The sequence below is a fragment of the Belliella marina genome (assembly GCF_042682445.1).
In the GTDB taxonomy this organism is placed as follows: Bacteria; Bacteroidota; Bacteroidia; order Cytophagales; family Cyclobacteriaceae; genus Belliella; species Belliella marina.
This window is the reverse complement of record NZ_JBHUHR010000002.1, coordinates 1-16,106: the sequence shown is the minus strand read 5'-3', so window position 1 is coordinate 16,106 and position 16,106 is coordinate 1. Positions and strand designations below refer to the sequence as shown.

Genomic DNA, 16,106 nt, shown 5'->3' with positions numbered 1-16,106 from the left:
ATGGAGGAGTAGATACATTTTACACCTAGTTGTGGGCAATAAAAATCAGTGTAAATCCGCCAAATCCGCATCATCAGCATGCAATGGAGCAGGTTTGGCTGATTTGTGCTTGCTACAGCTTTTCCCAAAGCAAAAGCTCAAGCTCAAGACTGGTTCTTTCCTTTCCTTTTACCAGAAACACAGCAGTAAAATATTCCAACTCTTCACCAGTCATTTTGAAAAAGACGTTTTCTACCCAGTCAATATTTGTAAATTTCTCGGTAGTTGCTTTGACTCCGATGTCATGATCTGAGAAAAACATAAACTGCTCAGTACCATTTGGTCCTTTCATCCTTGATACGACGGCATGTTCATATTTGGAGCCATCTTCAATGCTCAAATTGATCAGAGTATCCCTTTCGGCTGCAGCGTCTTTGTAAGAGATGGTGTATTGGCTGATTTTAAATTTAGAATTGCTATCATTGAAGAGATCGAGAAAAAGATTCTTGTTTTTTACAGGACCGATATAAATCGAATTGACAGCCGAAATATCTTTGATGGAAGTTTGGGAAGTGAATCGGATATCGAAATCATTGCTGTGTGAATGGAAAATCCTCGAAATGTTCATGGTTCCTACAGCAGCCAATCCAGTCACATAAGGATAATTTGCAGGAAATATTACATCTTTTTTATCGGGATTCTCTTCTAAGAAGTTATAATAATCTTGGAGATTGTTGATGTCATAATCCCTATTCCAGCCAAAACTGCCAGTGGCAATAGGCCCCATGATTCCAAAAAAATCCCCAATGAATAAAGTAGTGGGCTTTTCGTTGCTAAAGAAAGGTTGCCATATCGGTATGCTTTTGTGATAGATGGAGAGAAATGTCAAAACAATAGCCATCAGTAGACCTGCTGACAAAAAGAAGTACCGCTTTTTCCTTCGTGTGCGAATGATTACCTGGGGGTCTTTTGAGCGTTCGACAAACTCAACTTGGTATTGTCCTTTTTTGATTTGCAGTTTTATCTCATCGTTTTTCCCGTCGGTGCTATAATAGGTTTCAAGTTTTTTGCGGAGGTGGTAGATATTGACCCGCATATGTGCGGCACTTTTTTCATCAGCATAGTCCTTTCCATACAATTCCATCGAGATTATATTTTCCTTCAAGTCCTTGTTGGCGATAGATGCTTTAACAAGATATTTCAATAACATGCTTGTAGAAGGTGATCTTGAGAACAATTTATGCTCCAGTAAATGCTGAAGGGTTCTTAGTTTTTCTGATTGATCCATGGGTGTTTGGATTAGGGTTTATCATTCATGATGCAAGAAACGCTGTTTAGGCTGAATTAAGGTAGGTTTTAACGGTTAAAGATACCGTTAAAAGTACGTTAAATTTAGATTTTTAATTTTTAATTACAATCATTACATCACTCTAAGTCTATAAAAGTGCGATTAAGGGCAATTTAATTTTGAATCCTTAATCAATAACAAAAACCCTAAAAGCCTATGATAAATCTTCAAGAAGTAAAACAATTTGAATTCAAGTTGTTGATAAGTTTCAAAACCCACAAAATAATTTAATTAATCATAACCCATTGTAATCATGAAAAAACTAATACAAAGGATAGTTTTCCTTTCTGTTTGTTTTTTGGCGTTGGCGAATTTTGCTGAAGCACAAAATCAAACAATCACAATCGAAGGTGTAGTAAAAGAAGCCGGTAATGGCGAACCCATCCCAGGGGTAACAATTATAGAAAAATCCACCAATAATGGAACTGTAACAGATATTGATGGAAACTTCAGTATTAATGTTAGCTCACCAAATGCAATCCTCTTAGTGTCATTTATAGGATTTTCTTCACAAGAGGTAAGCGTAGCCAACAAAAGCTTTATCGAAGTATCACTCAAAGAGGATATCAGCCAACTGGATGAAGTTGTAGTAGTTGGATATGGTACACAAAAGCGATCTGACATCACAGGATCAGTTGCTTCAGTACCTAAAGACAGACTTTCAAATCTTCCGGTAACGGATATTACCCAAGCGATCCAAGGAACTACAGCTGGCTTGATGGTGACACAAGGCTCCTCAGTACCTGGAAGTGTTGGGGGAATGCAGATTAGAGGGGTAAATTCCATTAATGCTGGAACAAGCCCGTTTTTGGTTGTGGATGGATCTCCATTTTTTGGAAGTATCAATGATATCAGTCCAACTGATGTGGAATCTATAGAAATCCTGAAAGATGCTTCCGCAGTGGCAATTTATGGAACAAGGGGATCTAATGGGGTCATCCTGATTACTACAAAGAGGGGCTCTACCTCAGCTGGAAAGCCAAGGGTAAATTACAGTGCATATACTGGGTTTGAAGGAATCGCCAATTTGCTGACTCCCATGGGACCGGATGCCTATGTGCAGAAGTATGCAGATTTTTTGACAGCAAACAACCTATCTATGACGAATATTCTTCCGAATGCAGCTGAAGTGGAGAATTACAACAACGGCATCACTACAGATTGGATGGATGTCGCTACCCAACAAGGAAGAATCACAGAACATAATTTAAGCATCTCTGGAGGAACTGAAAATGTACAGTACTTTGTGTCAGGATCCAAAGTGGATCAAGAGGGTGTCGTGAAAGGATATCAATTTGGAAGGGCTTCATTTAGAACCAATATCGATGCAAAAATCAATGATTTTATCAAGATAGGGACAAGTGCCTTCTTTACTGACAGAAACCATGACGGTGGAAGAGTCAATTTATTGCTAGCTTCTGCCATGAGTCCATACTCTAGGCCAACTGATGACGATGGGGAATATATTATCTTCCCAATGGCTCCTGAGCAATTGTTTCAAAACCCAATGTTGGGGCTTACGGTAGATAGGCAAGATAGAAGGAAGACCTTGTCGGGTGGGGCTTATGTGGATATTACACCCGGCTTCATCCCAGGATTGACTTATAGACTTAATGGAAACTATACCTATAATATTGATAGATTTGCAGAATATACTGGTAGGAAAGCCTTTGATTTGAATGGATCAGCACATATTTGGAACAGAGAAACAACCAATTGGGTATTGGAAAACATTTTGACATATTCAAAACAAATAGGAGAGCACAGCCTCAATTTTACCGGCTTATACAGTGCACAACAAGTAGATGTGTTCAGAAATGATAGCCGATCTAGAATATTCGTCAATGACGCATTATCATTTAACAAGCTAAGTGCAGGATCTACCCAACTGGCAGACTCGGAAGCAAATAGTTATACAATGCTTTCGCAGATGATTCGTGTGAATTATTCCTACATGAGCAAATACCTGTTAACGGCGACTGCTCGAAGAGATGGATATTCCGCATTTGGAGTAAATACAGATAAATACGCAGTTTTTCCTTCTATTGCATTGGGATGGAATATCCACAATGAAGGCTTTATGGCCAATGCCAATTCTGTTGGGGAATTGAAGCTTAGGTTGTCACATGGACAATCTGGAAATATGGCAATCCCTGTCAATCGAACAGCTACCACCGCCAATACTATCCTTCTGCCATTTGATGGTGCACCCCATACTGGAGTTATTTTTGATAGAATGGGGAATATTGATCTAAATTGGGAAACTACTACTTCTACCAATTTGGCATTGGATTTTGGGGTTGTCCAAAATAGGGTGAGAGGTACGGTTGAAGTTTACAAATCAATAACAGACGATATTTTATTAGAAAGAAACTTACCAAACATTACAGGTTACCAAAATGTTTGGGTGAATTTAGGGAAGATGCAAAATCTAGGTTTTGAATTTACTTTGAACACTGTGAATATTGAAAATGAAAACTTCACTTGGGAAACATCCTTGAACTATTCTAGGTATAGAAATGAGATTCTGGATCTTTATGGAGATGGACGGGATGATGTTGGAAACCGCTGGTTTATAGGACAGCCTCTTCGAGTGATTTTTGACTATGAAAAAATCGGGATCTGGCAAACAGGTGAAGAAGTGGCAGGCCATGACCCTGTGGCACGTCCTGGAGACTTGAAATACAAAGACCAAAATGGTGATGGAGTTATCAATGATCAGGATAGAGTGGTATTGGGACAGAGGGATCCACTATGGGTTGGTGGATTGACGAATAACTTCAGATACAAAAATTTCCATTTGAGCATCTTCCTTCAGGCAGTGAAAGGTGGTCTAAAAGGCAATAGGGATTTATCTTATGCAGATGAGGCTGGAAGGAGAAATATCCCACAAGAAATCGGCTACTGGACTCCTGAAAATCAGGACAATTATTGGCCAGGTCTTGGAGCATTTAGAAATTATAGGGGATATCAGTTTGCAGAGGATTTTAGCTTCTTGAGAATCAAAGACGTGCGATTGAGTTATGTCGTTCCAAAAGAATTTCTGTCAAGATACCATATTGAAGGCTTGACGGTTTACATGGCAGGTAGAAACTTGCACACTTTTACAAAATGGGTAGGATGGGATCCTGAGATGAATTATTACCCTAGAGGGTCTAGTGATTCACAGGGAAGTTGGACCAATAATTATCCATTGGTTCGTACAGTTTCACTTGGTATCAACCTGACACTTTAAAATCTTAAGACAATGAAAAAATTACTGAATTATATAGGAATATTATGTGTGTTGGTGATCGCCAATACGGCATGTAGTGACTCTTTCTTGGATGAAAATGTACTGGATAGATATGCTCCTGAATCATTGAACGATCGAAGGGGGGTTAACGCAGCGACAATAGGTTTGCACAGACAATTTATATCTATGCTGACTAATGATCAAGATCAAACCTTACAAGGTATTTGGCATGTAGGAACTGATATCCTGTGGGCACCCTCAGGCAGGTCAAATGGTGATGCCAGACCTTATTTCAGTTACTCTCAAATGAACTCATTGGATCCAGCTTCTAGAAAAATCTGGAGTGCACTTTATAGAATGATCAACAATGCCAACATTTTGATCTACAATGCGGAAAACAACAATCCCGCTGGGATGACTGATGCAGAAAAGGACGCATTCAATGCGGAAGCACGTTTTTTTAGGGCACATGCATACAATATGCTGGCAACACTATATGGGGATGTACCTCTATTGACAGAGCCTTTGACAGCACCAAAAACCGACTTCGTTCGGACTCCAATCAATGAGGTGAATGCAGTTATAGAGCAAGATTTGCTTTTTGCAACCGAGTTTCTCCCAAATGCAGGGGCTGCTTCTTATGAAAGTAGAATCAACAAAATGATGGCCCATCAATTATTGGCTGAAGTTTACCTAAGACTTGACAAACCTGCAGAGGCAGAAGCACAAGCCAGTGCAATCATCAATAGCGGAAGGTATTCTCTGGTCAATCAAAGATATGGTGTGAATGCAAGCGAACCTGGTGATCCTTTTTCGGACATGTTTATTGTGGGAAATCAAAGAAGAAGCCAAGGAAATACGGAAGGGATTTGGGTAGCGGAGTTGGAAAACCCTGCGGATGTTGCCAATGGAGGTTTTGGTGCTCCACAGCAGAGAAGAGTTTGGGTAGGAGGATATTATGATATTCCTGGCATGGAACCTACTGATTCTCTGGGTGGAAGAGGTATTGCCAGAGTAAGATTGAACAATTGGGTTCTCTACGGTCTCTATGATGATGGTGATATGAGAAACTCGGAGTATAACATCAAAAGAAAGCTTTACTTCAACAATTCTGGAAGTGCTTATGATAATATCAGAGGTCAAGAAGTTCCTTATGGTGTCAGCAGTGAGTTTACACTTGCCAATGGAACAGACGTGATTAGGATTTTCCCTGCAGATACGATTTGGAGAATGGCTCCTTATTCCATGAAATGGAGACAATATGATAGCAGAGATCCTTTTGGTTATGCAATGTGGAAGGATTTTATAGTAATGAGATTGGGAGAGACTTATTTGCTGAGGGCAGAAGCAAGATTGCTTAAGGGAGATTTGGCAGGTGCAGCTAATGATATCAATATGTTGAGACAGAGAGCCAATGCTCCACTAGTAACAGCTGCCGATATAACATTGGATTTTATCCTGGATGAAAGGGCAAGAGAGCTCTTGGCGGAAGAAAACAGAAGGATGACATTGGTGAGAACAGGAACTCTTGTGGAAAGGGCTAAAAGACTGACTGGTACTGCTCCATTGGCAAATGGTGAAATAGAGACGACAGATGGTTTGCAGAACTTCCATATGAAGATGCCAATTCCACAGTCAGAAATTGATCTTAACAAAGATGCAGAACTGAAGCAAAATGACGGATACTAAATCCATGTATGCTTATCAGAATTTAGGAATTGGAAGTCATAGCAACTGGATAAGCAATTCAATTTTCTTAAATAATTAATTAGGGTTTATTATAGCAATAGCAATTACCGGACTTTGTCTGGTAATTGCATTTTTATATTTCGATGCAAATCTGAAAAAAGCAAAGCCAAAACGGATTCCTTTGGAGATACCATATAGCATGGAAACCAACCATTGGTCTTACTGGGGGAAGCTTTCATAGAATTCGGGAGTTTTATCAAAGAAAATAGCAATTGCCTACACAAAATCAACGTTTTGAATATTGACTAAAGCGGAGAAAGAATACTTTTGTGTTTAGTTGGTAGAGGGCTTGACTAAATTGGATTTTCCAAACCAAACATTTCCGATTGATTCGACCTCATTCACTATTACCAACAATACGTAGCCAATCATTGTCTAAAATCCTAAGAAGTGTTTTCTGTAAGGGTACTTTACAAAATGAAGAATACAAAATGAAAAAGATAAACCTACTTGGCATTGCCCTACTCTTTTGGTGCTTTGGCACTGTCACAGCAACTGAAATCGAAGATAGGAAGGTGTTCATTTCATACCTTACCAAAATTGCAGACCCAGTATTGACCAATTTGAGCCAAGACAAACTCAAGGAAAATATGCCTGTGGAGGTTGCGCCAAATGCCTATGGTGATCGGGATAAAGTCACCTATTTGGAAGCTTTCGGCAGACTCGTTTCCGGAATGGCTCCATGGTTGGAACTTGGTCCTGATGATACTGAAGAAGGTAAATTGAGAGAGAAATATATCCTTCTGGTTCACCAATCTCTCAAAAATGCCACAGACCCCAATGCCAAAGATTTTATGAACTTTACCCATGGGGGACAGCCTCTTGTAGATGCGGCATTTTTAGCCCAGGGATTGTTGCGTGCACCCACCCAACTATGGGACAGGCTTGATTCCCAAACCAAGAAAAATACAATAGAAGCATTGAAGTCTTCAAGAGGTATCAACCCTTATTACAGCAATTGGCTATTGTTCACGGCAATGGTAGAGGCTGCATTGATCAAGTTTGATGGAGATGGGGATTATGTAAGAATAGCCTATGCACTCAACAAACACAAGGAATGGTATCTAGGGGATGGTGTCTATGGTGATGGACCTGATTTTCACTTTGACTATTACAACAGCTTTGTGATCCAGCCGATGATTTTGGATGTTTCCAAAACATTGCTGGATGCAGGTAAGGGAAATAAAGCTGAGTTCGAGCTTTTTCTCAAAAGAGCAAGAAGATATGCTGCAATCCAAGAAAGGCTGATCTCACCGGAAGGTACATATCCAGTTATAGGAAGATCGATGGCCTATAGGTTTGGGGCTTTCCAAGCACTTTCCCAAATAGCCCTTTGGGAAGAATTGCCAAAGGAGATTGCACCCTCGCAAGTCCGAGCCGCACTGAAGGCAATTGTGGACAAACACATGCAGTCAGAATCCATGTTTGATCAGAACGGCTGGCTGAAACTGGGCTTCCATGGCAATCAGCCCGAATTGGCTGAGCCTTACATTTCTACCGGAAGCCTTTATTTATGTTCAGAAGTTTTCTTGGTGTTGGGTTTGCCTGCATCGGCAGACTTTTGGAGCAAGCCAAGTGAAGAATGGACCCAGCAGAAAATCTGGGGAGGCAAAAAAGCAGTCATTGACAAAGCAATTTGAAATGATTAAAAGAATTCGAATATCCTTTGTTCTACTTTTGCTAATTGCCTGTTCCTGTCAAGCCCAAAGGTTGGAAAACGCGCCAATCACAGAGACGTTGGTCGGAGAAGGCTGGGCTAATAATTCTATCAATACGGTTATTTTCAGGAGGAATTCACTGGATTCTGATGGCAAACATCAATTTGTTGCCTACTACGATCCAGAAGGATTTGTAGTGCTTGGCAAAAGGGAGTTGTCCTCCGGAGCATGGGAGCTAAACAAGACTGGATATAGGGGAAATGTCAACGATGCGCACAATTCCATCAGCATTGCCTTGGATGGGGAAGGATATCTTCATGTCTCTTGGGATCATCATGACAATGAACTCAGGTATGCCAAAAGCAAAGCGCCATACAGTCTTGAGTTGGGGGAAAAAGAAAGCATGACAGGGTTGGGGGAATCAAAAGTTACCTACCCTGAATTCCATAGATTACCTGACGGCAATTTGATATTTATGTACAGATCAGGATCATCAGGAAGGGGAAACCTGCTGATCAATAAATATGATACTAAATCAAAAGTTTGGAGTCAGATCCATACCAATCTCATAGATGGAGAAGACCAAAGAAGCGCCTATTGGCAATCATATATTGATCAACTTGGCAATATCCATCTGAGCTGGGTGTGGAGAGAATCCTGGGATGTGTCCACCAACCATGATATGGCTTATGCTGTCTCCAAAGATCAGGGACTGACTTGGGAAAAGTCAACAGGTGAAAAATACAGTCTGCCAATCACCGAAAGTTCGGCAGAATATGCTTGGAAAATCCCTCAGAATAGTAGCCTGATCAATCAAACGGGAATGACGGCTGACAGTGAAGGCAATCCATATATCGTCACATATTGGGCAGAATCGGATGTACCACAACTTCAGGTTATTTTTCTGAAAGCAGGGAAATGGAGTAAAGTAAGCCCCAACCATCGAACTCAGACGTTTTCCTTGGGTGGTGGAGGGACCAAAAGAATTCCGATTTCCAGGCCACAGGTTCTTGTGGATGATCTGTCTGGCATTTATATTATTTATAGGGATGAGGAAAGAGATAGCAAAGTATCTATGGTATACCAGAATAAATCTGACTGGACTGTCAGGGATCTGACTGGGCAGTCTGTAGGACAGTGGGAACCTACCTATGATATCTCTTTGTGGAAATCCACAAAATCACTGCATCTATTTGTTCAGAAAGTAGAGCAAATAGACGGAGAGGGGATAGCGGAAGGCAAATCAAGCCCTATCCAGGTTGTTGAAATAAATCACAATTAATCACATACTAAACAAAAAAATGAAAAGGCTTTTTACACTAGTTATCTTGTTTTTACCGATGGTTCTTTCGAATTGTCAGGTTGAGAGCAAAAGTGTGGCAACACAGGATGAGGATTTGAATACCAAGCTGGAAGGAGTCATTTTCCAGGCATCCAACCAATATAAATTTATGATGGAAAATCTGCCTGAAAACAGATTTCCCAAAACTTACCATGCAAAAAACGATAAGCTTGAAACTTCTGGATCGGGCTGGTGGTGCAGTGGATTTTATCCAGGCTCCCTATTGTATATGTATGAGCAGAACAAGGATGCTGTCCTTTTGGCGGAAGCCAAGCGAATCATGAAAGTACTTGAGAAAGAAAAATTCAACACGACTACACATGACCTTGGCTTCATGATGTTTTGTAGTTTTGGAAACGCGCTGGATATTGCCCCTGAAGATGATTATAAAGAAATTTTGATCCAAAGTGCCAAATCATTGAGCTCAAGGTTTGATGAGAAAGTAGGCTTGATCAAGTCTTGGGATTCCAGACAGGGGGATTATCTTGTGATCATTGACAATATGATGAATTTGGAATTGCTCTTCTGGGCATCTGAAGAGACAGGTGACCCAACTTATCGAGACATTGCCATCACTCACGCTGACAACACGATCAAAAACCACTTCAGAGAGGATTATAGTACTTACCACGTAGTCAACTACAACCCAGAAACAGGTGAAGTGAATAAAAAGCACACTGCCCAAGGGTATTCCGATGATTCTGCATGGGCAAGGGGACAGGCTTGGGGGTTGTATGGATACATTGTGATGTATAGATTTACAAAAGACGAGAAATACCTCGACGTAGCAAACAACATCGCCAATTTGATCCTAGACCATCCAAATCTTCCAGATGACAAAATCCCATATTGGGATTTTGATGCACCAAATATCCCTGATGCTTTGAGAGACTCTTCTGCTGGTGCCATCATTGCTTCTGCGCTTTTCGAACTATCGACATATGTAGATAAGAAAGCATCTAAGAAGTATTTCAAAAACGCCGAGACTATGCTTGAATCCCTGTCTTCTGCTCCATACCTGGCAGAACCTAAAGCCAATGGTGGCTTTATCCTCAAACATGGCGTAGGTCATATTCCTGAGAATACGGAAGTTGATACCCCTTTGACATATGGAGATTATTATTTCTTGGAAGCAATCAAAAGATATAAAAACCTATCAAAATCATCCTCATGAAAATATTCAAAAGTCACCTATTGAGCCTGATTTGCATCATAACAATAGCTGCAAGTTCATGCTCCAAGCCTATTGAGACAGAAGCATACCTATTTGCCTATTTTATTGGTAATGGACCTGGTCAGGAATCCGTACATTATGCGATCAGCGATGATGGTTTCAATTACCGTGCTTTGAATAACTATTTGCCTATTCTTGACAATGATATCATCAGTAAACAGGGAGGTGTGCGGGATCCGCATATTCTTAGATCAGATGATGGCAAAAGTTTCTACATGGTCCTGACAGACCTCTATGTGCCAAACGATGGATGGACCAATGAGGGCATGATTTTGTTGAAATCAGATGATCTGGTCAATTGGACACATAGCAATATCCACATCCCGACGGTTTTTCCAGAGAAATTCGGCGAAGTGCGAAGAGTATGGGCGCCCCAGACGATCTTTGATTCCAAAGCAGGAAAATACATGGTGTATTGGTCCATGCAGTTTGAAGGGGAAGCAGATATTATCTACTACGCTTATGCAAACAAGGATTTTACGGCTTTGGAGTCTGAGCCTGAGCAACTTTTTTTCCACCCCGAAGGAAAATCTTGTATTGATGGAGATATCATTTTTCAGGAAGGAAAATACCATTTGTTTTTCAAAACAGAAGGTCATGGCAATGGTCTCAAAAAGGCTGTTTCTGATAAGCTGACCGAAGGCTATGAAATGCAGGACAAATACCTGCAACAGACCAAGGAGGCTGTAGAAGGATCAGGGATTTTCAGATTGAACAATTCTGAAAAATTCATCCTCATGTATGATGTCTATATGAAGGGATCGTATCAGTTTACAGAAAGCGATGACCTGGAGAATTTCAAGATCATTGACGAGCAGATCAGTATGGATTTTCATCCTCGACATGGATCTGTACTTCCGATCAGTTTGGAAGAAAAGGAAAGATTGATCAAGGAATTTGGCTATGCCGATGAGGTTGTCTCTGGAAATCCAGTATTGAAAGGATACTATGCCGATCCGGAAATCATCTATTCAGAGAAAGAACAAAAATACTTCCTTTACCCAACGAGTGATGGTTTCGATGGTTGGTCGGGAACATACTTCAAGACATTTTCTTCGGAAAATCTCCGTGATTGGAAAGAGGAAGCAGTGATTTTGGACCTTGAGAAGGATGTGTCTTGGAGTGATAAGCATGCTTGGGCGCCTACCATGCTCGAAGTCAAAAAAGAAGATGGTTATGAATATTTCTATTATTTCACCGCCAGCCAAAAAATCGGCGTTGCAACTTCCGACAGTCCATCAGGCCCTTTTACCGATTCAGGTAAGCCATTGGTTGACTTCAAGCCGGAGGGTGCTACGGGAGGGCAGGAAATCGATCCTGATATTTTCAAAGATCCACAGTCAGACATTACTTACCTCTATTGGGGCAACGGCTATTTGGCTGCAGTTCCTTTGAATGATGACTTGAAGAGTTTTGACAAGAAAAAAATCACACTGATGACTCCTGACAGGACTTTTAGGGAAGGTGTAGAGGTGTTTTTCAGAAACGGAAAATACTACTTTCTGTGGTCTGAAGATGATACGAGATCAGAAAACTACCGGGTGAGATATGCCATCTCTGATAGTCCAGTTGGACCATTGGAAATTCCGGAAAATAACCTGATTTTGAGTAAAAACCCAAAACTGGGAATCTATGGAACAGGGCATAATTCTGTAATCAATGTCAAGGATACCGATGATTGGATGATTGTCTATCACCGGTTCAAGAGACCCGAAGGTATCAGAATGGGATCATCGGCAGGTTTTCATAGGGAAGTCTGCATCGATAAAATGGAGTTTGACGAAAATGGTTATATCCTAAAGATAGAGCCTACGCTCGAAGGTGTAGTGCTGGAGTAGTCCAAGGGATAAAAGTAATTGGGGCAAATTTTTCTAAAAAATATCAATTGGAACTGTTTGCCCCCTATTTAAGACCGTTTTGTCACCGTTGGCAAGATGGGTGTTTCCTTACCTTAGTGACCAAAATAAGCTGTCTATGGCACATCTGACATCTGGTGTGTGGGTAGTTTTTATTTGCTTGAAATAACCAAAAACATCATGAAGTATTTATTTGCAATTCCCCTTATGCTTTTGAGCACCTTTGTTTTTTCCCAAAATGAAAAAAACGAATGGGAGAACCCCACAATCTTAGATAGGGGCAAAGAGGCTGGCCGTGCTTTTTTTATCCAATACGATTCGGAAGAAAAGGCACTCAAAAGAGACCTTGATTTCAATCACTACTACAAAAGTCTGAATGGGCAGTGGAGATTCAATTTGGTGAGGACTCCTGATCAAAGACCTCAAAATTTCCATGAAAGCAACTTCAATGACAAGGATTGGGAAATGATCCCAGTACCATCCAATTGGGAAATGGAAGGGCACGATATTCCTATTTATACCAATGTAGCTTATCCTTTTCCTGCCAGACCTCCATTTGTTGATAACAATTATAATCCGGTTGGCAGTTATAGAAAGTCATTTTCCATACCAGCTGATTGGTCTGATAAGCAAATTATGTTGCACTTCGGATCTATCTCGGGTTATGCCAGGGTATTTCTGAATGGCAAAGAAATAGGCATGACCAAAGCTTCCAAAACACCTGCTGAGTTTGACATCACAAACCATGTCCAAAAAGGAGAAAATCTCTTGGCAGTCCAAGTGTTCAGATGGCATGACGGAAGCTATTTGGAAGACCAGGATTTTTGGAGATTGAGTGGGATTGAGCGGGATGTTTTTTTGCAGGCGACACCTAAGTTGTCTATAGCCGATTTCACGATACAGTCTGGATTGGATGCAGGATACAAAAATGGAAAACTAGGAGCTAATATTAAATTAAAAAATTCCGAAGGCAATAAGCTGAATACGGCAACTATTACTTTTGAGCTATTGGATGCCAACGGAAATAAAGTCTATTCGCAAAAGAAATCAACTACAAACTTTGATTCCCCCATCATATTCGATGGGAAAATCAATGCGGTCAATAAGTGGACAGCAGAATCTCCTTACCTCTACACCTACCTGATCAAGCTGGAAGATGGCAATGGAAAATTGCTTTCTGCTGTAAGTAAAAGGACAGGTTTCAGATCCATAGAAATCAAAAATGCCCAACTGATGGTCAATGGTGTAGCCGTCTTGGTCAAAGGGGTCAACAGACATGAGCATCACGAGGTCAAAGGCCACGTGCCAGACAGAGAAATCATGATCAAGGATATTCAGTTGATGAAGCAATTCAACATGAATTCCGTGCGAATGAGTCATTATCCACACGATCAGGAATGGTACGAGCTATGTGACGAATACGGACTTTATGTAGTCAACGAAGCCAACATCGAGACCCATGGAATGGGTGCAGAACTTCAGGGTTGGTTCAACAAGGAAAGACATCCCGCCTACAGAGAGGAATGGAAAGCAGCCCATATGGACAGGGTTCAGCGGATGTTTGAGCGGGATAAAAACAGTACCTCAGTGATCATCTGGTCAATGGGGAATGAGTCAGGAAATGGGCCTGTTTTCTACGATGCCTATGACTGGTTGAAAGCAAATGACAAAACCCGTCCAGTTCAGTTTGAGCAGGCAGGAGAAAACAGAAATACCGATATCGTAGCACCGATGTATCCATCTATCGAACACATGCAACGATATGCAGATGATCAAACCAAAGAGAGGCCATTTATCATGTGTGAATATGCACATGCCATGGGAAACAGCGTTGGGAATTTCCAAAAATACTGGGACATTATCTTGGGAAGCAAGCACATGCAGGGCGGGTTCATCTGGGATTGGGTAGATCAGGGTTTGTTGACACATGACGAAAATGGAAGACCATATTGGGCTTATGGTGGAGATTTGGGAGGTTTTCATTTCCAAAACGATGAAAACTTCAATGCCAACGGACTTGTTGCGGCGGACAGAACGCCCCACCCTTCTTTATATGAAGTGAAAAAAGTATATCAAAATGTTCATTTCAAACTCAATGATGATAATTCCCTTTGGGTTAAAAATTATTTCGATTTCACCGATTTGGATCAGTTTGCCTTCTATTGGGAATTGCTGAAAAATGGGGAAGTCATCCAGTCAGAGAGCTTTGATGTAAAGCTCGCTGCCCATGGTGAAAAAAATGTGGGTTTGAAGTTGCCGATGGTAGGGGATGATGCAGAGTATCTGTTGAATGTGTATGCAAAAACCAAAGGTGGCACAGCAACATTGCCTGCCAATCATATTATTGCTTCTGAGCAGTTAGCGATTGGAAAAACATCATACTTTGACATCGAAAAATCTGTCTCCAACTCACTGAAGCATGAGGAAAAAGATGGGGTTTTACATTTCCAGACAGCTTCCATCATCGGTGAGTTTGATCTCAAAAATGCAAATTTCAAGAAATACGCTTTGAAAGATTCCGATCCAGGGATCATCAGAAACTTCCCAGAACCATATTTCTGGAGAGCGCCTACAGACAATGATTTTGGGAACCATATGCCAAGCAGACTTGGGGTATGGAGAACAGCACATCTGGACAGGAAGCTTGTAGATTCCAAAGTCAACAAAAACCACGAAGATGGAATCCTGATAGAAGTGAAATACTTGTTGAATAACATCATGGTAGAGTATCAAGTGGATTACTTGATCCAACATGATGGACAGGTCAAAGTAACTGCAAGTATGGATTTTTCCGATAGGGAATTACCAGAGCTAGTACGTTTTGGTATGCGCATGCAGCTCCCAGGACAATTCGGAAATCTTGAATACTATGGTCGTGGCCCTTGGGAAAATTATGAGGATAGAAAATCAGGTTCTCACGTAGGGATTTACCAGGATAAAGTTTCCAATCAGTACAATTGGAACTACATCAGACCACAGGAATCGGGTAATAAATCTGACGTCAGATGGTTGGAATTGACTAACGGAGAAGGCAAAGGATTGAAAATAGAAGGTGTTCAGGAAATAGCATTCTCAGCTTTGAATTTGTCTGTGGAGGATTTGGATCCTGGATTCTCCAAGAAACAACAACATCCTACCGACCTTAAACCGAAAAACTCTGTATTCCTTCACATCGACTGGAAACAGCGTGGACTTGGTGGAGACGACAGCTGGGGAAGATATCCGCATAGAGAGTATCTATTGTTGGACAAGAAGTATTCCTATAGCTACAGGATTTCCTTGGTAGGGAAATAGTTGTTAGTAGATTAAGTTATTGAGGGATTAGTTATTTGTGATGTACACTCTACGGGTAGTTTCCAGCCTTGTAGAATTGCGGAAAGGTATTTGTGTGGAGCGATTGCCCTGCAGGGGCAACAGATCTAAGCATTGGGTCTTGACCCAATGTTAAAAAGAATTCGATAACATATTTGCCCTGAAGGGGCAATTGAAAGCAGGTAAATCTTCAAAAAGAAAGTCTTAGAGAAAAAATCAACAAATTACAGGGTCTAACCGAATATAATTGTCTAAAAAAGTTAACCACAAAGGAGTACACGAAGGGTTTCACTAAGGTATTATGTTTGAAAAATAGGCATAAGCTAGATTTCATATATTAAAGGGAGAAATTCAACATTAACCTTTAAATTAAGAACGCTTATGCCATCTACT

At 40.8% G+C, this 16,106-nt stretch carries 8 protein-coding genes; 7 read left to right on the top strand and 1 reads right to left on the bottom strand.

Going from position 1 to position 16,106, the window contains the following annotated elements:
• Positions 1-112: 112 nt before the first annotated feature.
• The gene (locus ACFSKL_RS01350) at positions 113-1,267 is read right to left on the bottom strand and encodes a helix-turn-helix domain-containing protein (RefSeq protein WP_376882727.1); all 1,155 of its coding nucleotides are present in this window, start codon (positions 1,265-1,267) and stop codon (positions 113-115) included.
• Positions 1,268-1,580: 313 nt separating this feature from the next.
• Between ACFSKL_RS01350 and ACFSKL_RS01345 the strand changes: the two genes are divergently transcribed.
• The 7 genes from ACFSKL_RS01345 to lacZ all read left to right on the top strand — a co-directional run bounded on the left by ACFSKL_RS01345 (position 1,581) and on the right by lacZ (position 15,695).
• Complete coding sequence (locus tag ACFSKL_RS01345) at positions 1,581-4,562, top strand: SusC/RagA family TonB-linked outer membrane protein (protein WP_376882724.1); 2,982 nt, start codon at positions 1,581-1,583, stop codon at positions 4,560-4,562.
• 12 nt (positions 4,563-4,574) lie between these two features.
• Positions 4,575-6,251: a RagB/SusD family nutrient uptake outer membrane protein gene (locus ACFSKL_RS01340; protein ID WP_376882722.1), complete on the top strand. Its 1,677-nt coding sequence runs from the start codon at positions 4,575-4,577 to the stop codon at positions 6,249-6,251.
• Between the two features lie 491 nt (positions 6,252-6,742).
• The gene (locus tag ACFSKL_RS01335; RefSeq protein WP_376882719.1) at positions 6,743-7,951 is read left to right on the top strand and encodes a DUF2264 domain-containing protein; all 1,209 of its coding nucleotides are present in this window, start codon (positions 6,743-6,745) and stop codon (positions 7,949-7,951) included.
• A gap of 1 nt (position 7,952) precedes the next feature.
• Positions 7,953-9,251, top strand: coding sequence for a BNR repeat-containing protein (locus ACFSKL_RS01330; RefSeq protein ID WP_376882716.1), 1,299 nt, complete (start codon positions 7,953-7,955; stop codon positions 9,249-9,251).
• 19 nt (positions 9,252-9,270) lie between these two features.
• Positions 9,271-10,485 carry a glycoside hydrolase family 88 protein gene (locus ACFSKL_RS01325; protein ID WP_376882714.1) on the top strand — a complete coding sequence of 405 codons (1,215 nt, stop codon included), beginning with the start codon at positions 9,271-9,273 and terminating at the stop codon, positions 10,483-10,485.
• Positions 10,482-12,383, top strand: a complete 1,902-nt coding sequence (locus tag ACFSKL_RS01320; protein ID WP_376882711.1) for a glycoside hydrolase family 43 protein — start codon at positions 10,482-10,484, stop codon at positions 12,381-12,383. Before ACFSKL_RS01325 ends, ACFSKL_RS01320 begins: the two co-directional genes overlap by 4 nt.
• Positions 12,384-12,581: 198 nt before the next feature.
• Positions 12,582-15,695 carry a beta-galactosidase, LacZ type gene (gene lacZ / locus ACFSKL_RS01315; protein WP_376882709.1) on the top strand — a complete coding sequence of 1,038 codons (3,114 nt, stop codon included), beginning with the start codon at positions 12,582-12,584 and terminating at the stop codon, positions 15,693-15,695.
• The last annotated feature ends 411 nt before the right edge of the window (positions 15,696-16,106 follow it).

Bases quoted from the DNA above. Each gene is read 5' to 3' on its own strand.
- ACFSKL_RS01350 (WP_376882727.1), bottom strand. From the start codon at position 1,267: ATGGATCAATCAGAAAAACTAAGAACCCTTCAGCATTTACTGGAGCAT.
- ACFSKL_RS01345 (WP_376882724.1), top strand. From the start codon at position 1,581: ATGAAAAAACTAATACAAAGGATAGTTTTCCTTTCTGTTTGTTTTTTG.
- ACFSKL_RS01340 (WP_376882722.1), top strand. From the start codon at position 4,575: ATGAAAAAATTACTGAATTATATAGGAATATTATGTGTGTTGGTGATC.
- ACFSKL_RS01335 (WP_376882719.1), top strand. From the start codon at position 6,743: ATGAAAAAGATAAACCTACTTGGCATTGCCCTACTCTTTTGGTGCTTT.
- ACFSKL_RS01330 (WP_376882716.1), top strand. From the start codon at position 7,953: ATGATTAAAAGAATTCGAATATCCTTTGTTCTACTTTTGCTAATTGCC.
- ACFSKL_RS01325 (WP_376882714.1), top strand. From the start codon at position 9,271: ATGAAAAGGCTTTTTACACTAGTTATCTTGTTTTTACCGATGGTTCTT.
- ACFSKL_RS01320 (WP_376882711.1), top strand. From the start codon at position 10,482: ATGAAAATATTCAAAAGTCACCTATTGAGCCTGATTTGCATCATAACA.
- lacZ (WP_376882709.1), top strand. From the start codon at position 12,582: ATGAAGTATTTATTTGCAATTCCCCTTATGCTTTTGAGCACCTTTGTT.